The organism is Streptomyces lydicamycinicus, assembly GCF_000829715.2.
Taxonomy (GTDB): Bacteria; Actinomycetota; Actinomycetes; order Streptomycetales; family Streptomycetaceae; genus Streptomyces; species Streptomyces lydicamycinicus.
In genome coordinates this window covers 992,664-1,016,328 of record NZ_BBNO01000001.1, presented here as the reverse complement: position 1 = coordinate 1,016,328, position 23,665 = coordinate 992,664, and the positions used below count along the sequence as shown (strand labels likewise).

Here is a 23,665-nt window from a genome sequence, read left to right as displayed (position 1 = left end):
ACAAGGGACGGCCGGTGGCCGGGTCAGTTCAGGACCTGTCCCGAAGGGCGCTCGGCGGCCTTCTCCGCCGCCAGGGCGGCCGTCTCCGATTCGCGCTGCCAGCCGCGCTCACCGCGGGCTCTCAGCCAGGCCGTGGTTTCGTCCGGTGGCATCGCCGCGGCCACCAGCCAGCCCTGTACGGCGTCGCAGCCGAGGTCGCGCAGCCGCTCCCAGGTCTCGTCGTCCTCGACGCCCTCCGCGACGACCAGGAGGCCGAGCGAGTGGGCGAGGTCGAGGGTGCAGCGGACGATCTCCGCGTCCTCGGTGTCGACGGCCAGCCGGGCCACGAACGAGCGGTCGATCTTGAGCTCGCTGACCGGGAGGCGCCTGAGGTGGACGAGGGAGGAGTAGCCGGTCCCGAAGTCGTCGAGGGACATCTTGACGCCGTGCGCGGTGAGCCCGGCGAGGGTGTCGGCGGCCCGCTGCGGGTCCTCCAGGAGGACATGCTCGGTTATCTCCAGCTGGAGGGCGCCGGGTGGGACGCGGTGCCGGGCGAGCCGCGCGGCGACGGCTCCGGCGAAGCCCGGGGAGTGCACATCGCGCGGGGAGACGTTGACGGCGACCGGCACCTCCAGGCCCATCGCGCGCCAGCGCGCCACCTGGGCGAGCGCGGTCTCCAGGACGTACTCCGTCAGCCGGGGCATCAGCCCGGAGGACTCGGCGATGGCGATGAACTCGTCCGGTGGCACCCGGCCGCGGTCCGGGTGCACCCAGCGGACCAGCGCCTCCAGTCCGGCGACATGCCCGTCGAAGCCGACCTTGGGCTGGTAGTGCAGCTCGACGTCGCCGGCGTCCAGGGCGCGGCGCAGATCGCCCAACAGGCCGAGCCGGTCGGGGGTGTTGCCGTCCCGCTTGGCCTCGTAGAGCTCGACACCGCTGCGGTCGCGCTTGGCCTGGTACATCGCCACATCGGCGCGGCGCAGCAGCCCCTCGGCGTCGAGCGCGTGGTCGGGGAAGACGGCGACCCCCGCGCTGGCTTCGAGTACGAGGGTCAGTCCGTCGAGGTCCAGCGGGGAGCCCAGGGCGGCGACGAGGTTGCGGGCCGCCCGCTGGGAGCTGGTGAGGGAGTCGGTGGTGGGCAGCAGGACGGCGAACTCGTCGCCGCCGAGCCGGGCCGCCTCGGCGCCGCGCGGGAGGGCGTGCCGCAGGCGGTCGGCGATCTGGAGCAGCAGGCGGTCGCCGGCGAGGTGGCCGAGGGTGTCGTTGACGGAGCGGAAGCGGTCCAGGTCGATGAGGACCAGCGCCGAGCGGGCGCCGACGCGCTCGGCGTCGTCCAGAGCGGTCCAGGTGCGCTCCAGCAGCCACTGGCGGTTGGGCAGGCCGGTGAGCGGGTCGCGCAGCTGCTCCTCGGCGCGGGCGCGGGCTATCCAGAGCGTGGAGTCCAGCGCGATCAGCGGGACCGCGAACAGCGGAAGCAGCAGAGGGGCGTGGATGGCGCAGACGGCGATCAGCGGGGAGATGCCGAGCAGGGCGATGCCGACGAGTGCCTGCCGGACCACGGCCGTTCGGGGGATGGCGGGCAGCTGGCCGGTGCGGGGGGTGAGGCTGACCCAGAGCAGGCCGCGGCTGACCAGGAGGTATCCGGCGGCGGTGACGACGACTTCGGGGAGGACGGAGAGGTTCCAGGACGACGGGGCCCAGGGGTGGCGGACGCTGGAGGCCACCCCGAACGCGGCGAGGCCGAGTGCCGCGGTGCCGAGGCCGAGGATGTCCACGGCGCCGTGCACCACGGCCTGTCGCCAGCGATGCCGCCGGGCGGCACCGACCAGCACGACCACGGAGAGGCTGACGAGGACGGCGGGCATCCAGCCGTAGAGCAGCAGGACGGCGAGGGCGAGGGCGGCGCCGGAGCCCGTGCCGCCCCACCAGCGGTCCCGGCCGAGGGCCACCAGATGGCCGACGATGATGCCCGTGAGGATCGCCAGCGACCAGCCCACGGACTGGCCGGGGAACAGAGCGTCACCTTCGCCCAGGGTCACGATGACGCCCGTGGCGAGCGCGAGGCCCGCCACGGTGACGATGGTCGCGGGCAGCGCGGGCACGACGAGCCGCCGGAGCCGCGACGCCGGAGCGGCGCTGTCGGTCGGTTTCATTCCGATCCCTCTCACAGCCGGCTGTGCCCGCGCCACGGCAGGCGCACTCCTCAACAGTAGGCCGCGGAAGGCCGCGACGGGCAGCCATCCACGACGGTTGCCCGAATGCGACCCGGCGTCGCGGATCAATCTGGTATGCGCCGATGAGGTGACACCTCACTCCTCCTCAGGTGGAGTGACAGCTACGTCTCGCGCTGCGTCAGGACCCTGCTCCAGCAGCACCGCGAAGCCATCATCGTCCAACACGGGGACCTTCAACTGCATGGCCTTGTCGTACTTCGAACCAGGGTTGTCGCCCACAACTACGAATCCGGTCTTCTTCGAAACGGAACCGGTCACCTTCGCTCCGAGGTTCTGGAGGGCCTCTTTCGCGCCATCTCTGGTGTGTGACTGAAGTGTGCCCGTTACCACGACGGTGACGCCTTCGAGGGGCCGCGGGCCCTCGTCACCCGTTTGCTCCTCCTCCATTCGGACGCCCGCGGCCCGCCAGCTCTCGATGATCTGCTGGTGCCAGTCCACGGCGAACCACTGCTTCAGCGAGGCGGCGATGGTGCCCCCGACACCGTCGACGGCGGCCAGCTCCGTCTCGTCCGCCTCCCGGATCCGGTCGATCGAGCGGAACTCCCGTGCCAGCGCCTCGGCCGCCACCGGGCCCACATGCCGGATCGACAGCCCGGTGATGATCCGGGCCAGCGGGCGCTGCTTGGCCGCCTGGATGTTCTCCAGCATGGCCAGGGCGTTCTTCTTCGGCTCGCCCTTCTGGTTGGCGAAGAAGGTGACGATCTTCTCCTCGCCGGTCTTCGGGTCGCGCTTGGGCAGACCGGAATCGGGGTCGAGGACATACGACTTGATGGGCAGCAGCTGTTCGATGGAAAGGCCGAAAAGATCGCCTTCATCCTTCAGCGGCGGCTCCGCGGGCTCCAGCGGCTGGCTGAGTGCCGTCGCCGCGACATAGCCGAAGTTCTCGATGTCCAGACACTTGCGGCCGGCGAGGTAGAACAGCCGCTCACGGATCTGGGCGGGGCAGGCGCGGGCGTTGGGACACCGCAGGTCGATATCGCCTTCCTTGGCGGGCTGGAGCGCCGTCCCGCACTCGGGGCACTCGGCCGGCATCACGAACTCCCGCTCGCTGCCGTCCCGCAGATCGACGACCGGGCCCAGGATCTCCGGGATGACGTCACCGGCCTTGCGGATCACGACGGTGTCCCCGATGAACACGCCCTTGGCCTTGACCACGTCCTGGTTGTGCAGGGTGGCGAACTCCACCTCGGAGCCGGCCACGGTCACCGGCTCGACCACGGCATACGGCGTGACCCGGCCCGTACGGCCGACGCCGACGCGGATGTCGACCAGCTTGGTGTTGACCTCCTCCGGCGGGTACTTCCAGGCGATCGCCCAGCGCGGCGCCCGCGAGGTCGAGCCCAGCCGCCCCTGGAGCCGGATCTCGTCCAGCTTGACGACGACGCCGTCGATCTCGTGCTCAACGGCCGTACGGCGGGTGTCGGCGTCGCCGTAATGCTCGATGAACTCGCGCACGGCCCCCAGGGAGTCGACGACCCTGTTGTGCGTGGCCGTCGGAAGGCCCCACTCCTTGAGCAGGTCGTAGGCCTCCGACAGCCGGTCGATCTCCAGGCCGTCGCGGGCACCGAGGCCATGGACGACCATGTGCAGCGGGCGGCTGGCGGTGATCTTGGGGTCCTTCTGGCGCAGCGAACCGGCCGCGGCGTTACGGGGGTTGGCGAACGGCGGCTTGCCCTCGGCCACCAGCCGTTCGTTGAGGGCGAGGAACTTCTCCATCGGGAAGAACACCTCCCCGCGCACCTCGACCAGGTCCGGGATCGTGTCGCCCTTCAGGCGGTGCGGGATCTCGGCGATCGTACGGACGTTGGGGGTGATGTCCTCGCCCGTACGGCCGTCGCCGCGGGTGGCGGCGCGGGTCAGCCGGCCCTGCTCGTAGGTGAGGTTGACGGCGAGACCGTCGACCTTCAGCTCGCACAGGAAGTGGTACTTGGCGCTCTTGGGGTCGCCGCCCAGCTCACCGGCGATCCGCTCGGCCCAGCCCGCCAACTCCTCGTCGTCGAAGGCGTTGTCGAGCGAGAGCATCCGCTCGCGGTGCTCGACCTCGGTGAACTCCGTGGCATAGGCCCCGGCGACCTTCTGGGTCGGGGAATCGGGGGTGCGCAGCTCGGGGTGCTCGTCCTCCAGGGCCTCCAGGGAGCGCAGCAGCTTGTCGAACTCCGCGTCACTGATGACCGGGGCGTCCTTCACGTAATACCGGAAGCGATGCTCCTCGATCTGCTCAGCGAGCTGCGCGTGCTTCTCCCGCGCCGCTGTGGGCACCTTGGATTCCGCTGCGTGTTCGCCAGCCACCGTCTTGTCCTCCCGTGGTCCTTGAGTGCGGTCACTCAGGGTTGTCTGCGAGTGATCTCGCCGCCCGGACGCAGTGGGCGAGAGCAGAGCGGGCATAAGCGGGCGAAGCGCCCGCCAGACCGCACGACGGAGTGATCACCACGGACTCGCTGAGAGTCCCCGGCGCCAGCCCCAGCCTGCGCCACAGCGTCCTGACACCCATGACGCTACCGGCAGGGTCTGACAATCGGCTGTCCACGCCCGGCACCACGCCTGCGAACAGCGTCGTCCCGCCCTCGACGGCCTCCCCGATCGCCTCCTCCTCACGCTCGGTGAGCAGTGAGAAATCGAACGAGACGCCGGTGACACCGGCCCGCCGCAGCAGCCCGAAGGGCACCTCGGGCGCGCAGGAATGGACGACCACGGGGCCACCCTCCGCCGCCCCGACGAGATCACGCAGCGCACCCTCGACGACCGCGCGGTCCACCGCCCGGTGCGTGCGGTAGCCGCTCGCCGTCTTCACCCGGCCCTGGAGCACCGCCGTCAACGACGGCTCGTCGAGCTGGAGCACGACCCGCGCGCCCGGGACCCGCCGCCGTACGTCCGCGAGATGGCCGCGCAGCCCCTCCGCCAGGGACGCCGCAAGATCCCGGCAGGCCCCGGGGTCCCCCACGGCCGCCTCGCCGTTGCGCAGCTCCAGGGAGGCGGCCAGGGTCCACGGGCCGACCGCGGAGACCTTCAGCGGGCCCTCGTACCCCTGGGTGAACTCCTCCAGGGCGTCGAGATCCTCGCCGAGCCAGGAGTGCGCCCGCCGGGTGTCCCGGCCGGGCCGGTCGCTGATCCGCCAGCCGCTGGGCTCCACATGGCCGTAGACCTCGACCAGCATCCCGAGGGTCCGGCCGATCATGTCGGCGCCGGGCCCCCGGGCCGGGAGCTCCGGCAGATACGGGAAGGTCTCCAGCGATCCGGTGACGGTCTTGGCCGCCTCCCGCGCGTCACCGCCCGGCATCGATCCGATCCCGGTCGCCGCGCCAGCGGTCCACTTCTGCGTGCTGTTCTCGCTCACCCAGGAAGGGTATGCGCCGGGGTGCGGAGCCGGGTGCGCCAGGTGTGCGCGCACGGGGCGGCCCCCGATGCCGCCGGCCGTCCCGCCCGGGTGCGTACGACGGGCACGCTCCGGTGCGTACGCCCCGCCCCACCCGTCCGGGTACGTCCCGCACTCCCGGCCGTGGACGCCGCTCACGTCCGGGTGCGTATGCCCGTCCGGCCGACCACGACCGCGACCGCCAGCGCGCCCGCCGTCAGGGCGAAGGCACAGGCCGCGCCCTGGTAGCCGCCGCCCGCCCCCGTCAGCACCGCGCCCATACCGGCGATCCCCACCAGGGAGCCGATCTGGCGGTTGGCGTTGAGGGTCGCACTGCCGATATCGGCGTGCTCCCGGCCGGCGGCCGCCATCAGGACTCCGGTCATCGCCGGGGAGCTGACCCCGCTGCCCAGGTTGGCGACCGCGAGCACCACCGCGAGGACCCAGTACGGCAGGCCGGGCCCGAGGATCAGGAACAGCAGGACGTAACCCGCGGTGGAGAGCGCCAGAGAGGCGGTGAGCGCGGTCCGGTCACCGATCCGCGGCCCGAACCGGGCGTAGAGCATGTTGCCGAACGGGAGCACCAGAACGGCCGGGAGCATCTGGAGCCCCGCCGTCACCGGACTCGCCCCGCGCGCGCCCTGAAGGAAGAGGCCGAGGACGAACAGCGCCCCATAGAAGGCGAAGTTGAAGAGGAAGCCCACCACATTGGCCGCGGTGAAACTTCGGTCGGCGAAGAGCGAGACCGGCAGGACCGGGGTGCGGGCGGCCCGTTCACGGACGAGGAAGCCGGCCAGCGCGACCGCCGCGACCGCGAACGCCCCCAGGACGTACGGCGCGGACCAGCCCCTGCCGGGCCCCTCGATGAGGGCGTAACTCAACGCCCCGAGGGCCAGCAGCCCCAGGAGGTGGCCACTACCGCCGAGCGCCGAACGGCGGGCCGGGACCGCCGCGATCACCCGCCGGGTCAGCAGCAGGCCGGCCAGGCCGACGGGCAGGTTGACGAGGAAGATGCTGCGCCAGCCGAGCGTGCCGACCAGTACGCCGCCGAGGGTCGGCGCCAGCCCCACGGAGGTGGAGACGACCGCCGACCAGATCCCGAGGATCTTCGCCCGGCGCGCCGGTTCGGGGAACGCGTGCATCAGCAGCGACAGCGAGCTGGGCATGAAGAGCGCCGCGCCCGCCCCCTGGATGAAGCGGGCCGCCACCAGGACGGCACCGTTCGGCGCGACGGCGCCCAGCAGGGACGCGACGGTGAACACGGCGAGCCCGACGAGATAGACCCGGCGGGCGCCGAACCGCTTCGCCAGCGAGCCGGCGAGCAGCAGCAGCGCGGCGAAGGCGAGGACATAGCCGTCGACGACCCAGGTGAGGCCGGACATGGTCAGCCCGAGCCGGGCCCGCAGATCGTTCGCGGCGACGTTCATGATGCCGGTGTCCAGGCTCGCCATCACGAACCCGAGCGCCAGGACGAGGAGTTGGACACCGTCGCGGGGTCGGCGGGGCGGTGGTGTCCGGTGCCGGGCTCGTTTCCGTGACCGGCCCGGGCCTTGTGGCCGGCCCGGGGTGACCGTCCCGTCCTCGCGTGCCGGCGCGTGCGGCGCGATCTTCTCTCTGATCATGGATTTAGTTAAAGCTGTAGCTATCCCTGCGGACAATAGTTACAGCTATAACTTTGCTGAACGCATACGAAAACGCCGGGGCCCCGGGATGCGTCGGTGCACATCCCGGGGCCCCGGCGTCGGCGCCCTCAGTCCCCGCGAGCGGTCAGTCGCCCCGCCCCAGCGCCCTCAGCAGGTCCTCGCGCAACGCGGCCCGCTCCTCGTGCGAAAGATGATCGAGCGGCGAGGCGGTCCCCATCCGCCGCAGCAGATCGAGCCGCAACTCCCGCCCCGCCTCGGTGAGTACGAGCTGCTTGGCGCGCCCGTCCAGAGGATGCGGCCGGCGCACGACCATGCCCTGCTTCTCCAGCTTGGAGATGACATAGGTGACATTCGGCGGCTCACAGCACAGCACCGCGGCCAGCTCCCGCGCCGTCTTCGGCTCGCCGAGCTCCTCCAGCGCCTTGGCCTGCGTCGGCGTCAGATCGAGCTCGGCGACCCGGCTGCGCTGATGGGCGTCGAGCCGGCGGCTCAGCTCCGTCACCAGCGCCCGGATCTCCCGGAACCCGCACCCCGCCGCCGCGGTCGCCTTCGCTTCAATGGTCACTCATGCAGCGTACGTCGCCGGGGCGGAAAGCAGCGGTGCGCGGACGAAGGCTGTGGACAACCGCCGGCGGGGCGGCCCCGGACCTCAGCGGCCGGGCCGCACCGACACATCGTTGATCTCCGCGTCCCGCGGCAGATCGATGGCCGTGAGGATGGCCGTCGCGACCGACTCCGGGTCGATCCAGCGGGCCGGGTCGTACTCCTTGCCCTCCTGCCGGTGGGTGCTCTCCTGCATCGGCGTGGCCGTGCGCCCCGGATAGACCGACGTGACCCGGACGCCGTTGTCGTGCTCCTCCGCCCGCAGCGAGTCGGCCAGCGCCTTCAGACCGTGCTTGGTCGCCGCGTACGCACCCCACTGGGCACGCGCGCTCAGCCCGGCCCCGGAGTTCACGAAGACGACATGCCCCTGAGCGGCCCGTACCAGCGGCAGCAGCAGACGGGTGAGCTCGGCGGGCGCGACCAGGTTGGCGGCGAGCTGCCGCTGCCAGGACTTGGCCGGCAGATCGGCGACCGCGCCCAGCTCGATCACGCCCGCGCTGTGCACGAGGGAGTCGATCCGGTCCGGCAGCGGCTGCTGGCCGAAGGCCCAGGACAGCTTCTCGGGGTTGGCGAGATCACCGACGAGCGTACGGGCGCCGGGGAACTGCGCGGCCAGCTCCTTCGCCCGGACCGCGTTGCGCGCCAGCAGCCACAGGTCCTCCCCGCGGTCCGCGAGCCGCCGTGCGACCGCCGCTCCGATGCCCGACCCTGCGCCCGTGATCAAGTGCGTACCCATGGGCCCGATCCTAACGAGCGGGTGGGACGGACGCGGGGGCGCGGCGGCTCAGCCCTGGATGCCCGCCTTCTCCTCCAGGTAGGCCAGCGTGCCGACGCCGTCCTCCGCGAAGAAGACCAGGTCGGTGAGCGGAAGCGGCAGAAAGCCCTCCGACTCCATCCGCTGGAACTGCTGCTTCAACCCGTCGTAGAAACCAGCGGTGTTGAGCAGCACCACCGGCTTGGTGTGCATCCCGTGCTTGCGCAGCTCCAGGATCTCGGTGGCCTCGTCCAGGGTGCCCGTACCGCCGACCATGATGACGACGGCGTCGGCGCGCACCAGCATCTGCGCCTTCCGCTCGGCGAGGTCCTTGGTGACGACCATCTCATCGGCGTCCTCGCGCGCCTTGTGCGCCAGGAACTCCACGGAAACGCCGATCAGCTTGCCGCCGGCCTCCTGCACCCCGTCGGCCATGACCTTCATCAGGCCGGTGTCCGAACCGCCCCAGACCAATGCATGCCCACCCCGGCCGATCAGTTCGGCGAACTCACGGGCAGCGGTGACATAGCGGCCGTCGAGATCGGCGGCGGAGCAGAAAACGCAGATATTCATGCGGTCACTTTACGAGCGGGCGGGGTGGGGGCGGGGGCGAAGCTCGGGGCCGGGGGCGGGGCCGAAGCTCTGGGCAAAGGCCCCGGAGGGCTCTCCCCCGCCCCCTCCCCCTCCTCCCCCTTCGGGGGGAGGGGGCGGGGGTGGGTTCGGGGGTGGGGGGGGAGCAAGCAAGCACGAGCTCGCCCCCTCACCCGCCCCGGATCAGATCAAGCCCTGATCCAGCATCGCCTCCGCGACCCGTTCGAAGCCGGCGATGTTGGCGCCCGCGACATAGTCGCCCGGCTGTCCGAAGCGCTCCGCGGTCTCGTAGCAGCGGTGGTGGATCCCGCGCATGATGGCCGCGAGCTCGCCCTCCGTGCGTTCGAAGGCCCAGGCCTCCCGCGCGGAGTTCTGCCGCATCTCCAGCGCGCTGGTCGCCACCCCGCCCGCGTTGGCGGCCTTGCCGGGACCGAACGCCACACCGGCCGACTTGAGGAGCGTCACCGCCTCCGGCGTGGTCGGCATGTTGGCGCCCTCGGAGACGGCCTTGACGCCGTTGCGGATCAGGATCCGGGCGGCGTCCGCGTCCAGCTCGTTCTGGGTCGCCGACGGCAGCGCCACATCGCACGCGACATCCCACACCCGCCCACCGGGCACGTATCTGGCGGACAGCCCGCGCCGCTCGGCGTACGCACTGATCCGGCCGCGCTCGACCTCCTTGATCTGCCGCAGCAGGGCCAGGTCGATGCCCTTCTCGTCGACGACATAGCCGCCGGAGTCCGAGCAGGTCAGCACGTTGGCGCCGAGTGCCTGGGCCTTCTCGATGGTGTAGATCGCGACATTTCCGGACCCGGAGACCACCACCTGCTGCCCGTCCAGCTCCTCGCCGCGCTGCTTGAGCATCTCCTCGGTGAAGAGCACATTGCCGTAACCGGTGGCCTCCGTACGGGCCTTGGAGCCGCCCCAGGACAGGCCCTTGCCGGTGAGCACACCGGCCTCCCAGCGGTTGGTGATCCGCCGGTACTGACCGAAGAGAAAGCCGATCTCGCGGCCGCCGACGCCGATATCGCCGGCCGGTACGTCCGTGTGCTCGCCGAGATGACGGTGCAGCTCCGTCATGAACGACTGGCAGAATCGCATGACTTCGGCGTCCGACTTGCCGTGCGGATCGAAATCGCTGCCGCCCTTACCGCCACCGATACTGAGCCCGGTAAGGGAATTCTTGAAGATTTGTTCGAAGCCGAGGAACTTGACGATCCCCAGATTCACGGACGAGTGGAAACGCAGACCGCCCTTGTACGGGCCGAGCGCACTGTTGAATTCCACCCGGAAACCGCGGTTGACGTGAATCGCCCCGGAATCGTCCTGCCAGGGGACCCGGAACATGATCTGCCGCTCCGGCTCGCAGATCCGCTCCAGGATCTTCGCCTCGGCGAACTCCGGGCGGGCCGCCAGCACCGGGGCCAGCGTCTCCAGCACCTCAAGTGCCGCCTGATGGAACTCGGGCTCCCCGGGGTTTCGCCGGACCAGCTCGGCGTACAGGGATGCCGGCCCGGCCGAATGAACGCCGGGCTTGACCTGAGATTGAACAGTCGACATGACTTCCGTTCCCTTTCGTGGCCGCGGAAAGGCCGCCTGCGGTCCGGACCCTGACGAGTCCTCACAAGGCCTACAACTCCTTGCCAGTCCTTATCGTCACCATTTCTCGCCCCGACAGCGCTGACGTCCCGTCGCTTTCCCGAGCCTATTTGGCGGCACCCAGCCGATCGACTGTGGGATATACGACACATCGTTCACGTACGCAATCGCCCGACTCCCCCGGCCCGCCCTCCCCCGCCGCATGCCCGCAGGTCAGCGCACCGGTGACGGCTCCCGCGCACCGGCCGCCCGCACCGCCCGCTGTGCGGGAGCTCACAGTTGACCAGCGGTCTTGGCCCGCCCCATGCGCCCCACCAGCGGGTCCGCCCCGCGCCCGACCCGCCCGGCTCCCCCCACCGCCAGCCATTGCGCGCCCCGCCGCCCGCTCCTCAGCCCGCGACCCCGGCCACTGCCCCGGCCGCCGCGACGGGCGCGCCCCTCCCCGCGTCCGCCCCGCCCCGGTCAGCGGCGCGCTCGGCCTCCGCCGCGACCTCGGCGCCGACCATCTTCTCCATCGGCTCGGCACAGCTGCCCCCGGCGATGACCATGGCCGCCAGGATGGCCACCACCGTCAGCACCGTGCCCAGCCAGACCATGGTGTCCACCGGCACGGTGTAGGCGCCGATGACCTTGACCACGCACTCGGTCAGCAGGGCCGTCCCCCATATCGCCGAGAACCGCCGCTCGGCCCGCCGGAACCGCTCCGAGCCGGCCGTCAGCCGGTCCCAGGCGGCGTTGCCGGCCGCGCTCCCCTTGGTGACCCACGGCTTGAGTCCCGCCGTCATCAGCGGCCGCTTGCTCCGCACGGAAAGCAGGATCACGATCCCGACCACGCTGCTCACCCCGCTGTCCTTGGCCATCATCAGCCGTGGATCACCGGCCACCGCGCTCAGCGCCAGGCCCACCACATTGACGATCAGCATCAGCAGCGCCAGACCGTTCACACTGCGGCTCCCGACCAGCCCCCACACCGTGCGCAGCGCCGGCACCACACTGCTCCAGCCCAGTGCGGCCACCGTGCTGAAGCCGAAGCCGTCGCTGAGGAGGTAGTACGAGGCCATCGGGATCCCCGCGTCCACGATCAGCGGCACAAAGCTCGCCAGCGGATTTCCGCGCTCCCCCTCGGCTGCGGACTCGGCCACGGACTGCTTCCGGCGCACGGCGTACTCCCCCAAGTTGCGGTGAACTGCTGCTTTCCTGCGGTGCCTTCAGCTTCGGGCACAGCCGTGGCCGGCAACAGTTTCAGCTGTCCTGGGATCGCCATGACATTTGTCAGATCGGCGCGGCGCACCATGGTGCGCCGCGCGTCACCGGAGCACCTCCGGGAGGGCGGCTACGCCTCCGCGCGCGCCGCCCGCTCCGTGGTGGCAATGGTGGCCGAACCGACCACGCGGGTGCCGTCGTAGAGCACGATCGCCTGGCCGGGGGCCACTCCGCGGACCGGCTCGGTGAAGGACACCTGGAGCTCGGCGTCGCCGATCAGCTCGGCGGTCACCTCGGTCTCGCCGCCGTGGGCGCGGAGCTGGGCCGTGTACGTCGCGGGGCCGGCCGTCGGGGGGCGGCCGCACCAGCGGGGGCGGATCGCGGTCAGCGCCATGACATCGAGCGAGGCGGCGGGGCCGACGGTGACGGTGTTGTCGACCGGGGAGATGTCGAGGACATAGCGCGGCTTGCCGTCGGGGGCCGGGTGGCCGATGCGCAGGCCCTTGCGCTGGCCGATGGTGAAGCCGTACGCGCCCTCGTGGGTACCGAGGCGGTTGCCGGACTCGTCGACGATGTCGCCGGGGGCCGTGCCGAGCCGCTTGGCCAGGAAGCCCTGGGTGTCGCCGTCGGCGATGAAGCAGATGTCGTGGCTGTCCGGCTTCTTGGCGACGAACAGACCGCGGCGGGCGGCCTCTTCGCGGATCTCCGCCTTGGTGGTGAGGGTGTCGCCGAGCGGGAACATGGCGTGCGCGAGCTGGCGGTCGTCGAGGACACCGAGGACGTACGACTGGTCCTTGGCCATGTCGGAGGCGCGGTGCAGCTCGCGGGTGCCGTCCTCGCGCAGCACCACCGTGGCGTAGTGGCCGGTGCAGACGGCGTCGAAGCCCAGGGCCAGCGCCTTGTCCAGGAGCGCGGCGAACTTGATCTTCTCGTTGCAGCGCAGGCAGGGGTTCGGGGTGCGCCCGGCCTCGTACTCCGCGATGAAGTCGTCGACGACGTCCGCACGGAAGCGCTCGGCGAGGTCCCAGACGTAGAAGGGGATACCGATGACGTCGGCGGCCCGGCGGGCGTCGTGGGAATCCTCGATCGTGCAGCAGCCACGGGCGCCGGTGCGGAACGACTTCGGGTTCTCGGACAGCGCGAGATGCACGCCGGTCACGTCATGGCCGGCCTCGGCGGCGCGGGCGGCGGCAACGGCGGAGTCGACGCCGCCGGACATGGCGGCGAGCACACGGAGGCGGCGGGGGGCGTCATCAGTCATAGCCAGTCCAGAGTAGACGGAACCGCCGACAGGGCCGAAAGCGTTATGCAGCGCATGGGGAAGAGGGACGGGGAGAAGGACGGCGGCCAGGCGGCGCCGGCCGGGATCACGCGGCGACGGGCCCTGTGGGTCGGGGGCGGCGGAGTGGTGGCCGCCGGGGCCGCGGCGATCGCCGGGCGCGAGGGGCTGGCCCACTTGTGGTGGCGGCTGCCGGGGAACGACAAACCGCGCACGCCCGGCGCGGTCGACCACCGGGGCGCGCAGTGGGTCGCGGCGTCCCCGGCGAACTACCGGCGGGCCGACCGGCCGGCGGATTACGTGATCGACCGGGTGGTCATCCATGTCGTCCAGGGCAGCTACGCCACCGCCCTGGACGTCTTCCGGGACCCGGAACACGAGGCCGGCGCGCACTACGTCGTCCGCAAGGACGGGCATGTCGCCCAGATGATCCGCGAGCTGGACGTGGCCTTCCACGCGGGCAACCGCGGCTACAACGAGCGGAGCATCGGGATCGAGCACGAGGGGTTCGTGGACCGGCCGGAGTCGTTCACGGATGCCATGTACGCGTCGTCGGCCCGGCTGACGGCCGGGATATGCCGGCGGTACGGCTTCCCCGCCGACCGGGAGCACCTCGTCGGGCATGTGGAGGTGCCGGGGACGGATCACACCGATCCGGGGCCGCACTGGGACTGGGACCGCTATCTGCGGCGCGTACGGGCCGAGCTGCGCAAGCCCGTCCGTGCGCGGGAAAGCCCGCCCGTACGGAAGGCCTGAGGCCGCGCCGGGCGACGGACGCGGGGGCCGAGGCGCGGGCCCGCCGACGCACCGGACGGGCCCTAGGGAGACACCCCTAGCTCAGCCCGGCGCTCCGCGCCCGCTCCACGACCGGGCCGATGGCCTCGGCCAGTGCCGCCACGTCCTCCGCGGTGGAGGTGTGCCCCAGGGAGAACCGCAGGGTGCCGCGGGCGAGGTCCGGGGACATGCCGGTGGCCAGCAGGACATGGCTGGGCTGGGCGACGCCGGCGGTGCAGGCGGAGCCCGTGGAGCAGGCGATGCCCTGGGCGTCCAGGAGGAGCAGGAGGGAATCGCCCTCGCAGCCGGGGAAGGAGAAGTGCGCGTTGGCGGGGAGGCGGCCGGCGGGGTCCGGGTCGCCGCCGAGGACGGCGTCCGGCGCGGCGGCCCGGACGGCCTTGACCAGATCGTCGCGGAGTGCGCCGATGTCGCGGGCGAAGTCCTCGCGGTGGGCGACGGCGTACCGGCCGGCGGCGGCGAAGGCGGCGATGGCCGGGGTGTCGAGGGTGCCGGAGCGGACCTGCCGTTCCTGGCCGCCGCCGTGCAGCACGGGCACCGGGGCGTACTCACGGCCCAGCAGCAGCGCGCCGATGCCGTACGGTCCGCCGATCTTGTGGCTGGAGACGGTCATCGCGGCGAGCCCGGAGGCGGCGAAGTCGACCTCCAGCTGACCGACGGCCTGCACCGCGTCGGCATGCAGCGGAATGTCGAACTCCGCGGCGACCTCGGCCAGTTCGCGCACCGGCTGGACGGTGCCGATCTCGTTGTTGGCCCACATGACGGTGGCGAGCGCGACATCGGCGGGGTTGCGGGCGATGGCCGTACGCAGCGCCTCGGCGTGCACCCGTCCGTAGCTGTCGACCGGCAGCCACTCGACGCGGGCGCCTTCCTGCTCGGCGAGCCACTCCACGGCGTCGAGCACCGCATGGTGCTCCACGGGACTGGCGAGAAGGCGGGTACGGGCCGGGTCGGCGGCCCGGCGGGCCCAGTACAGGCCCTTGACCGCGAGGTTGTCGGCCTCGGTGCCGCCCGCGGTGAAGACGATCTCGCTCGGGCGGGCGCCGAGGGAGACGGCGAGGGATTCGCGCGCCTCCTCGACGGTACGCCGGGCCCGCCGGCCGGCGGCGTGCAGCGAGGACGCGTTGCCGGTGACGGTCAGCTGGGCGGTCATCGCCTGCACCGCCTCCGGGAGCATCGGGGTGGTGGCGGCGTGGTCGAGGTAAACCATGGTGCGCACGATTCTACGAGCCGCCGCGGTGGGCTCCGGGGGCGCATGCGCAGCGCGCTGGTGCGCCGTACGCCGGAATGCCGGGGCGGCCCGCCGCCCGCCTCGCTCGGGCGGCACATGGGCCGGCCCTCCCGCGCCCTCGACACCCCGGTAAGGAGTCACTAGCCTGACGGTCATGACACAGTGGCTTCTGGACCGGACGTTCCGCACCGCGTCGGGCGACGAGGTGCGCTGGGCCGCGCTCGGCGAAGGGCAGCCGGACGCCCCGGCGGTGGTCCTGCTGCACGGGACGCCCTTCTCGTCGTACGTCTGGCGGGGTGTGGCACGGGCCCTGGCCGCACGGCACCGGGTCTTCGTCTGGGACATGCCGGGCTACGGCACCTCGGAGCAGCGGGCCGACCAGGATGTCTCGCTCGCCGCCCAGGCCCGTGTCTTCGCCGAGCTGCTCGCCCACTGGGGCCTGGCCACGGAGGCAGCCCGCCCGGCCGTGGTGGCACACGACTTCGGCGGCTGCGTAGCACTGCGGGCGCATCTGCTGCATGGTGCGCGCTACGCACGGCTGGCACTCGTCGACCCGGTGGCGCTCGCTCCCTGGGGCTCGCCCACGTACCGGCTGCTGGGCGCCCACCCCGATGTGTTCGCCCAGCTGCCGCCGGACCTCCACCGCGCGCTGGTACGGGAGTACGTCTCCTCCGCCAGCCACCCCGGCCTGCACCCGGCCGTCCTCGACCGGCTGGTCGAGCCCTGGTGCACGGACGCGGGCCGTCCGGCCTTCTACCGCCAGATCGCACAGAACGACCAGCGCTTCACGGACGAGATCCAGGAGCGCTACGGCGAACTCGCCCTCCCGACGCTGATCTGCTGGGGCACCGAGGACACCTGGATCCCGCCCACGAAGGGCCACGACCTGGCCTCCCGTATCCCCGGCGCCCGCCTGCGCCTCATCGAAGGCGCGGGCCATCTGGTCCAGGAGGACGCACCGGCCGAACTCGCGGCAGTACTGGGGGAGTTCCTGGCGGGCACTGGGTGAGGCCGGGGGCGTCGCCCCTTTGGATGTGGCGCCTCAGGACGCCTGTGCCCCGAACTTCTCGATGGCCGCCGCGGTGACGGGGGTGAAGAAGTTGACGAGGTTGCCGTCGGGGTCGCGGAACAGCAGTGACCGGTTGCCCCAGGGCATTGTGGTGGGTTCGGTGACGAAGTCGGTGACGAACCCGGACAGGTTCTGGTGCACGTGGTCCACGTCGTCGACGAGGAACTCGGTGATCACACTGCGGTTCTCCGCCGGGCGGGCGGAGCCCGGAGCGAACAGCGGGACGGTACGGGTGCCGGCGATCGCGAGGGTGGCGTGCGGGGTCCTGAGTTCGGCGAAGTCCTCGGTGGCCCACCTCGCCTGCACGCCGGTGGCGCGCTCGTAGAACTCGACGAGGCGCGCGACATCGCCGGTGATGATGCGGATCGAGACGAAGTCCATGGTGATCTCCTTGGCTGCCGGAGTGACGGGACTTCGCAGGCTAGGAGGAATAGTGGACAGAACCGGTCCGGTATTCGCCGTAACCTGTGGCCATGCCTCGACCCACCGGCCGCGTGCTGACACTCCTGGAGCTGCTTCAGTCGGGCGGCACCCGGACCGTGGCCGAACTCGCCGACCGGCTCGGCGTCGAGGGACGCACCGTGCGGCGGTACGTGAACCAACTGATCGACCTGGACGTACCCGTGGAGTCGGTGCGCGGCCGGTACGGCGGGTACCGACTCGCCCCCGGGTACCGCTTGCCTCCTCTGATGCTCAGCGACGACGAGGCGCTGGCCGTACTGCTCGGCCTGATCGCCGGCCGCCGGGCAGGGTTGCGGACGACGGAGCGCACGGCGAGCGAGACGGCAACGGCCAAGATCCGGCGGGTGTTGCCCAAGCACCTCGCCCGCCGGCTCGACACGCTCCTGGAGTCCCTCGCCTTCACGGACCAGCCCGGCGAGTTCGCCGCCCCGGACGCGGCGATCCTGCTCACCCTCGCCGATGCGGTACGCCACCGCCGACCGGTCTCCCTCAGATACACCGATGGCAACGGCCGGCACAGCGAACGCACCCTGCACGCGTACGGGATCGTCGCGCATGCGGGCCGGTGGTACGTCACGGGCACGGACGCCGGCATCGACGAGGACCGCACCTTCCGGCTCGATCGCCTCACAGACGCGCGGACCCTGCCCGGCTCGTTCGAGGTGCCCGAGGGCCCCAGTCCGGCCCAGCGCGTGCTGTCGGGGTTCGCCACGGCGAAGTACCGGCACGAGGTGACCTTGCGGATCCACGGTACGGTGGAGCAGATCCGCGCCCACCTTCCCGCCGCCGTCGCGAGCCTGGAGGAGTACGAGCCGACGGCAGCAACGGCCCCGACTCCCGAGCGCTGGCTACGCCTCGAGCTACGGGCAGAGCGACTCGACTGGCTGCCTCCGGCACTCGCCTCGATCGACCGGCCGTTCGTCATCGAACGCCCCGATGAACTGCGCGACCTCGTCGTCGCGCTCGCCGAGCGTCTTACGTCCGGCGCTCTTCGAGGCTGACGGCGCGGGAGCAAGGCGAGCAGAGGGCACACCAGCGGTGAGATTTCCGTCGGCCCCTGCTGCCTACGGAGCCATCCGCCGTCCCAGCTCGCGGACCACCGCCGCCGCCTCGGCTACGGCGGCCGACGGGGTCGGCAGGGCCTCGGGGGCGGTCAGGGATTCCAGGGTGGTGCGGAGGCGGCGGAGGTCGGTGCGTGGTGTGCGGGGGGTGTGGGTGAAGTCGGTGAGGGTGGTGGTGAGTTCGGTGTCGAGGGATTCGAGGGCGTCAAGGGGGGCGGCCGAACCGGACAGGTGCTCGTCCGGTTTGTCGGCAGGGGTCTGGAGGCGTAGTTCGTCGGTCAGGGTGCGGAGGGCGGCGGTCAGGTCGCGGAGGGTTGTGCCGGTGCGTGCGAGGTCGGCGGTGCGGGAGGGGGCGGGTCTGCGGGGGCCGGGCGTGGGTGCGTCCTGCTTGTCGCGTAGCAGCGCGCGGAGGGTGTGGGCCCCGGGGGCGCCGAAGTCCTCGTGGATGGCGAGGGCTTCGCGCCAGTGTGTCTGGGCGCTCTGTTTGCGGCCCAGGGCGGTCTCGGCGTGGCCCAGGGCGGTCAGGGCGTCGGCGCGCCACCGTTCGCCGCCCGGCACCAGCAGCCGTTTCGCCGCGTCCTCGGCGGCGGTCACCGCTTCGCCGGGGCGGATCAGGGCGACCATCGCCTCGGCCGTCCGGCAGCGGGTCCGTCCCGCCCACAGACGCTGGTGGTCCTGCTCGAAGAGGGGCAGTGCCTGGAAGAGTTCGCGGAGTGCGTCGGCGTGCCGGCCGGCCGCCGACAGCGCTTCGGAGAGTGCGTAGCGGCCGTGGGCGAGGCGTGCGGAGCCGTCGGCGAGCCGGCGGTGGACGCCCACGCTCCGCTCGGCGAACAGGACGGCGTCGCCGCTGTTGCCGGTCGCCGCCCAGAGCCGGGCCAGCGCGGCGAGCGCATCGGCCTCGCCCAGCTGGTCGTTGCGGCGGCGGCACTGTTCCCAGGCCGCCGTGAGCTGCCGCTCCGCGGTGTCGTGCTGCCCCTGGTGGAGGGCGATGAGGCCGCGCGTATACGGGGCGCGGAACCGCGTGAGGGGGTCGCCGGAGCGGTCGGCCAGTTGCTCCGCGCGTCGCGCTTCGGGCTCGGCCTCGGCGCACTTGCCCAGCGCGAGGTACGCCTCGGCGAGCGCCAGCCGGGCCCGGCCTTCCGCCCGTGCGTCGCCGTTTCTGGCCGCCCGCGCCGCCACCGTCCGGGCGGCGGGCTCGTACGCGGCGGAGAGCGCCCCGGAGTCCGCCGTCACCTGGGCGAGCAGCAGGAGATCGGCGGCCTGGCGGATGATGCCCGGGGTGCGGAGCGCGGCGCGGCGGAGGAGGGCGAGCAGCCCGGGGGTCTCCTCGGCCCAGATGGTCAGGGCCCGGGCCCGGTCCTTCTCGGCGGGCGCGGGGCCGTCGGAGGGGACGCGGGCGAGGTCGTTCAGCAACCGGTCGCTCGGGCAGCGGAGGGCGTGCATCTGCCGGCCCAGGGCCAGATACCAGGTCAGCAGCCGGACCAGGGCCTCGTCGCGGGCCGCCTCCGTCAGCTCCTGATCGGCGGACCGGCAGGCGAGGCGCCGCAGTTGGCCCGTATAGCGGTAGCGGCCGGTGCCCGCCTTGTGGAGCGCGCCGGCCGAACGTAGCTCTTCCAGGAGGGAGTTGCTCCGCTCTGGCGAGGCACCGAGCAGGGCGGCCGCGGCGCCGGACGAGAGGCCGGCGGACGAGGCTCCGGCGGTGTCCGCCACGGCGAGGAGGCGGAAGGCTCGCCGCGCCGCCGGGGAGAGCCGCGCGTCGAGCCACCGGAGCGCCGCGGGGCCGGGGTCGGTGAACAGCTCCTGCGCCTCGGCGGGGGTCAGTGCGGTCAGTTCGAGGGCCTCGGCGAGTGGGGGCAGCGAGGGGCGCCCGCGGCCGGTGACCAGGACGGCGCCGCCCCGGCCTCCGGGCTCGCCGGTGCGGCCGGGGAGCAGGGGGTCCAGGGAGGCGGCCGCGTCGGCCCCCGTTGTCCCGTCGGCGTCAGGTGCGTCGTCCAGCACGATGAGCACGCGGCGTTCGGCCAGCAGTGAGCGGTAGAGGGCCGCCCGCCCGTCGCGCCACGGGGGGATGCGGTCGTCCGGCACGCCCAGCGCGCGCAGCAGCGCTTCGAGGGCGCCGGTCGGCGTGACCCGCTCCTCTGCCGCCTCGGCGCTGCCGCGCAGATCCAGGAACAGCTGTCCGTCCGGGAAGTGCTCCGCCACCTCGTGGGCGACGCGCAGCGCGAGCGCCGTCTTGCCCGCCGCGGCCGGTCCGTGGAGGAAGCGGCAGGGCGGGGCGTCACCCGTGCCCTGCGTCAGTCCGGCGGCCAGCCGGGAGAGCTGCTCGGTGCGCCCGGCGAACGGCTCCGGTGCGGGCGGCAGGGCCACCGCGTCGGCCCGTGGACCGGCCGGATCGGGTGCGGGCTCCTCGGCGAGGGGGCGGTGGTGCCCGTTCGTGAGGTCGCTGCGCCAGCGCTCCAGCCGGGCCCGCTGGGCCGCGGCGAACGGTCCCGGCAGCCCGGCGAGTGATTCGCCGGTCCACAACGCCAGTGCCTCGTCGCGCAGTTGGCGGGCCGCGGCCGGGTCCCCGACACGGCGGGCCCGGTCGATCAGTTGCTCGGCCCGGTCGAGATCGAGGTCGAGGACGGGTGCGCTGCCGTCGGGGCGGCGCAGGGCATAGCCCCCGTCCTGCTCCCTGACCAGGAGATCCACGCCGGGATGCACGCCGGGATCCGTGCCGGTACCCGCCCCGCCGTCGGCGCCGAGCGCCGCGGTCAGCCGGCCGGCGCAGGCGTACAGCGACGCGAGGGCGTGATGTGGCGGCCGGGTGCCCCAGAGGTCGGCAATCAGCTCGGTCGCGGCGGCGGAGTGCCCCGGACGCAGCAACAGGGCGGCCAGCAGCGCCCGCTCCTCCGGGCCGCCCAGCGCGAGCGGCGTCGCGCCGCGCCAGGCGCGGACGGGGCCGAGGACGCCGAAGCGCGGTGGCGGCGGGGGCGGGGGCACGGCGCGGCGCTGGGCGGGCACCGGGTGGTCGGTCAGCTCGGGCACCACACCCCCCATCCGCTCCAGCACCGGACTGGCCAGCACCGCGAAGGCCCGCGCCGACGCCTGTAGCCGCAACTCCCCCTCCTCGTCCCCCATCAGGACCGGGAAGTCCGGCAGCCGCCCCATGTACGGCTCCAGCGACCGGCCGACCGCCTCGACGACCTCCACGGCCTGTTCGGCGCCGAGCCCGCTGAACAGCAGCTCCCGTACGCCGGGGCGGAAGTCGTAGACGGAGTCGACGAGTTGGCTCGATGGCGGTACGCCCAGGGCACGGTCCAGGGTGTGGGCGGCGGCCGCGTCCCGGGCCTGGTCGGTGCGCTCCAGGAGGCCGCCGAGCAGGATCTCCGCGACATGGGTGGGCCCGGCGTCCCGCATCGTGGCGGCGCGCACCAGCTGCATCAGCGGTGTGGTCAGGGGACGGATGGCCGAAAGGCGGACGGCGAGACGGTACGCCTCGGGCGAGAACGCCCCCCTGAAATGGGACAGCAACTCCTCGGCCGTGCCCTCGGGTACGGCGGGCCGGGCGGACGCCGGGGGCGCCTCGTCCAGCAGCACCGTTTCGATCAGATGGGGCACTCCGGGGCGGGTGAGCAGCCCGGCCCACTGCTCCAGCGCGGAGGCGGTCGGGTGCAATACGGGCAGCGCGAGGAGGCCGTCCGCCTCCGGATCGCGCTCGCCGCTCAGCGCATCGCAGACGATGAGCCGGCCGAGGGGGTCGAACTCGCCCGGTGCGGCCAGGAGCCGGGGGCGGGCGTCCAGGGCGGTGCCCCGCCACAGCCGCCGGGGCAGCGGGTTCAGTACGGCCAGCGGGCCGCGGCGGCCCCATGCGGCGAGGGCGCGTACGGCCTGCGGGCTGCGCCATCCCGGGCTCGTCCCGTCGGTCAGCAGGAAGGTCACCGCCGCGCCCGCGGACCGCCGACGCCCCGCCGGGCCGCTCAGATCCTGGGGATCGACGGGCAGGATGTGGACGGAACGGAAGACCGTGCTCCGGGCGAGGAGCGCGCGCAGCTCGGCCGCGAGCGGGCCCCACACCTGCATGGAGGGCGAGCAGTCCACCAGCAGCACGGCCGACCAGCACCGCTCCTGGTCCGGGCGGGAGACGACATCGAGGAAACCGGTCTCGGCGGCGAGACGGACGGTGGCCTCGATATCGGTGACGGTGCGGTGCGGGTGGTCCCGGGACCGGCGCAACGGCCGCAGTGCCCGGCCCAGTTGCTGGGCGTCGGGCAGCGCCCGCCCGCCGGGGACGCGCGCGGTGCGGGCCCGGTCCGCGCCCGGCTCACCGCCCTGGCTGCCCATGGCGTACAGCGCGCGCCGGGGCGGGAGCGCTGGGTTCAGAGGGTCGGTGGGGTCGGCGTGATCGGTGCGGTCGGTGGGCTCGGTGGCGGGGGCGGCCGAGTCGGCGGGAACTGCGGGTGCAGCGGCAGCTGCGCACGCATCGGCTCCGTCGGATGCGTGGGCCGCGTCGGGCTCATCGGGGGCCTCGGCCGCATCGGACGCGCCCCACACCCCGTCCCCGCGGATCGCGTCGGCCTCACCGCCCCCGTCAGCCTCCTCGGCCCCGCCCCCGCTCGCGCTGCCCGTCCCGCCCACACGCTCCACCGAGTCCCCCGACTCCCCCGTATCCCCCGGCGTTCCGGCCGCCGTACGCCCCTCCATCGCCCGCGACAGCCACAGCACATCGAGGAGTTCCGTGGCTCCGAGGTCGTAGCCGGCCGCCGACATCGCCTGTCGCAGTCGGTCGATCATGGCGACATGGACTCGTCGAGGCGGTGCAGCACGGCAGCGAGGAGCTCTTCCTTGGTGAGGTCGGCGCCGCTGATGCGCAGATGGACGGCGGCCAGCAGCTGATCGGTGGCCAGGGTCTGGGTCTTCGCGCGCTGGTGAAAGACCTCGATGAGGTCCTCCGCGGCGGCGACCGCCCGCTCCCCCAGGTTGTGTTCGATGATCTTCCGCAGCCGGTCGCCGGTCGGCTCCGGCAGATCCAGCCGTACGCAGCGGCGCAGGAAAGCGGGCGGGAAGTCCCGTTCGCCGTTGCTGGTCATGACGACGATCGGGAAGTGGGTGCAGCGGACCACGCCGCGGTGGACCGCGACCCGCTCCCGGCTTCCGCTCAGCAGGACCTGGACCTCCTGTTGGTGCTCGGGCAGCCGGGCCAGCTCCGGGATCTCGAACTCGCCCTCCTCCAGCACGACCAGCAGGTCGTTGGGCAGGTCGATATCGGCCTTGTCGAGTTCGTCGACGAGCAGGACCCGGGGGCGGCCGGCCGCCAGGGCGCTGCCGAGCGGGCCGAGGCGCAGATACTGGCCGATGTCGCCGGCCCCGGTGGCGCGCCGGACCCGGGGGCGGCGTGCCGAGCCGTGCGCGGCCTCGCGCTCCCGGCGCAGCGAGGTCTCCCGGAGGCGGCCCACGGCGTCGTAGCGGTAGAGGGCGTCCTGGAGCGTGGAGCGGCTGTTGACCGACCAGCGCAGGACGTCACCGAGCCCGAGTTCCTCGGCGACCGCGCGGGCCAGCGAGCTCTTGCCGGCGCCGGGGCGGCCGGTGACCAGCAGCGGACGGTGCAGATGCAGGGCGGCGTTGATGACGGAGATCTCGTTGCGCTCCAGGAGATACGGCGCCCGGGGCGCCTCCCCGCGGCCGGCGGGAAGGTGGCGCCAGGGCGGCGGGGCCGGCAGCTCGGCGGGGCCGCGGAACACCCACCAGTCCTCCGGCGCCGCCCCCGGGTCGTCGTGTGGGCCTGCTGCGCTCTGTCCGGTCACCGCACCTTCTCCTCGTTCATTGCTGCATCCACG

At 72.8% G+C, this 23,665-nt stretch carries 17 protein-coding genes; 3 read left to right on the top strand and 14 right to left on the bottom strand.

Features of this window, described 5'->3' with window-relative positions:
- Positions 1-23: 23 nt before the first annotated feature.
- The 10 genes from TU31_RS04370 to mnmA form a co-directional block, all read right to left on the bottom strand.
- A complete protein-coding gene (locus TU31_RS04370) occupies positions 24-2,132 on the bottom strand; it encodes a putative bifunctional diguanylate cyclase/phosphodiesterase (RefSeq protein WP_042149081.1) in 2,109 nt (702 codons plus the stop codon).
- Positions 2,133-2,288: 156 nt separating this feature from the next.
- Complete coding sequence (gene ligA / locus TU31_RS04365; protein WP_042149078.1) at positions 2,289-4,502, bottom strand: NAD-dependent DNA ligase LigA; 2,214 nt, start codon at positions 4,500-4,502, stop codon at positions 2,289-2,291.
- A 31-nt stretch (positions 4,503-4,533) separates the two neighbouring features.
- Complete coding sequence (locus tag TU31_RS04360; protein WP_078885566.1) at positions 4,534-5,547, bottom strand: methionine synthase; 1,014 nt, start codon at positions 5,545-5,547, stop codon at positions 4,534-4,536.
- A 173-nt stretch (positions 5,548-5,720) separates the two neighbouring features.
- Entirely contained in the window at positions 5,721-7,187 is a 1,467-nt protein-coding gene (locus TU31_RS04355) for an MFS transporter (protein ID WP_245698397.1), read from the bottom strand.
- A 145-nt stretch (positions 7,188-7,332) separates the two neighbouring features.
- Entirely contained in the window at positions 7,333-7,710 is a 378-nt protein-coding gene (locus TU31_RS04350) for a MarR family winged helix-turn-helix transcriptional regulator (RefSeq protein WP_042149983.1), read from the bottom strand.
- Positions 7,711-7,857: 147 nt separating this feature from the next.
- On the bottom strand, positions 7,858-8,547 hold the full coding sequence (locus TU31_RS04345) for an SDR family oxidoreductase (protein ID WP_042149069.1): 690 nt from the start codon (positions 8,545-8,547) through the stop codon (positions 7,858-7,860).
- A gap of 48 nt (positions 8,548-8,595) precedes the next feature.
- The gene (locus tag TU31_RS04340) at positions 8,596-9,138 is read right to left on the bottom strand and encodes an LOG family protein (RefSeq protein WP_042149068.1); all 543 of its coding nucleotides are present in this window, start codon (positions 9,136-9,138) and stop codon (positions 8,596-8,598) included.
- Positions 9,139-9,339: 201 nt separating this feature from the next.
- Positions 9,340-10,716 (bottom strand): NADP-specific glutamate dehydrogenase, encoded by a 1,377-nt coding sequence (gene gdhA, locus TU31_RS04335; RefSeq protein ID WP_181018525.1) that lies wholly within the window; start codon positions 10,714-10,716, stop codon positions 9,340-9,342.
- A 428-nt stretch (positions 10,717-11,144) separates the two neighbouring features.
- The gene (locus tag TU31_RS04330) at positions 11,145-11,816 is read right to left on the bottom strand and encodes a VC0807 family protein (protein ID WP_245698424.1); all 672 of its coding nucleotides are present in this window, start codon (positions 11,814-11,816) and stop codon (positions 11,145-11,147) included.
- Positions 11,817-12,088: 272 nt separating this feature from the next.
- Positions 12,089-13,219, bottom strand: coding sequence for a tRNA 2-thiouridine(34) synthase MnmA (gene mnmA / locus TU31_RS04325; RefSeq protein WP_042149066.1), 1,131 nt, complete (start codon positions 13,217-13,219; stop codon positions 12,089-12,091).
- 45 nt (positions 13,220-13,264) lie between these two features.
- Here mnmA and TU31_RS04320 point away from each other — a divergent pair, with 45 nt between their 5' ends.
- A complete protein-coding gene (locus TU31_RS04320) occupies positions 13,265-13,993 on the top strand; it encodes an N-acetylmuramoyl-L-alanine amidase (protein WP_078885534.1) in 729 nt (242 codons plus the stop codon).
- A 76-nt stretch (positions 13,994-14,069) separates the two neighbouring features.
- Here the strand turns inward: TU31_RS04320 and TU31_RS04315 are convergent, their stop codons facing one another.
- Entirely contained in the window at positions 14,070-15,239 is a 1,170-nt protein-coding gene (locus TU31_RS04315) for a cysteine desulfurase family protein (RefSeq protein ID WP_042149060.1), read from the bottom strand.
- 175 nt (positions 15,240-15,414) lie between these two features.
- On the opposite strand from TU31_RS04315, the gene TU31_RS04310 reads away from it, so the two are divergent.
- On the top strand, positions 15,415-16,269 hold the full coding sequence (locus tag TU31_RS04310; RefSeq protein ID WP_042149058.1) for an alpha/beta fold hydrolase: 855 nt from the start codon (positions 15,415-15,417) through the stop codon (positions 16,267-16,269).
- A 33-nt stretch (positions 16,270-16,302) separates the two neighbouring features.
- On the opposite strand, the gene TU31_RS04305 is transcribed toward TU31_RS04310, so the two are convergent.
- Entirely contained in the window at positions 16,303-16,710 is a 408-nt protein-coding gene (locus tag TU31_RS04305; protein ID WP_042149055.1) for a VOC family protein, read from the bottom strand.
- Positions 16,711-16,802: 92 nt separating this feature from the next.
- Between TU31_RS04305 and TU31_RS04300 the strand changes: the two genes are divergently transcribed.
- Positions 16,803-17,792, top strand: a complete 990-nt coding sequence (locus TU31_RS04300) for a helix-turn-helix transcriptional regulator (RefSeq protein ID WP_042149052.1) — start codon at positions 16,803-16,805, stop codon at positions 17,790-17,792.
- A 63-nt stretch (positions 17,793-17,855) separates the two neighbouring features.
- Here TU31_RS04300 and TU31_RS04295 read toward each other — a convergent pair whose 3' ends face one another.
- Positions 17,856-22,622, bottom strand: a complete 4,767-nt coding sequence (locus TU31_RS04295) for an AfsR/SARP family transcriptional regulator (protein ID WP_042149049.1) — start codon at positions 22,620-22,622, stop codon at positions 17,856-17,858.
- Positions 22,619-23,632, bottom strand: coding sequence for an AAA family ATPase (locus TU31_RS04290; protein ID WP_042149046.1), 1,014 nt, complete (start codon positions 23,630-23,632; stop codon positions 22,619-22,621). Before TU31_RS04290 ends, TU31_RS04295 begins: the two co-directional genes overlap by 4 nt.
- Positions 23,633-23,665: the final 33 nt, after the last annotated feature.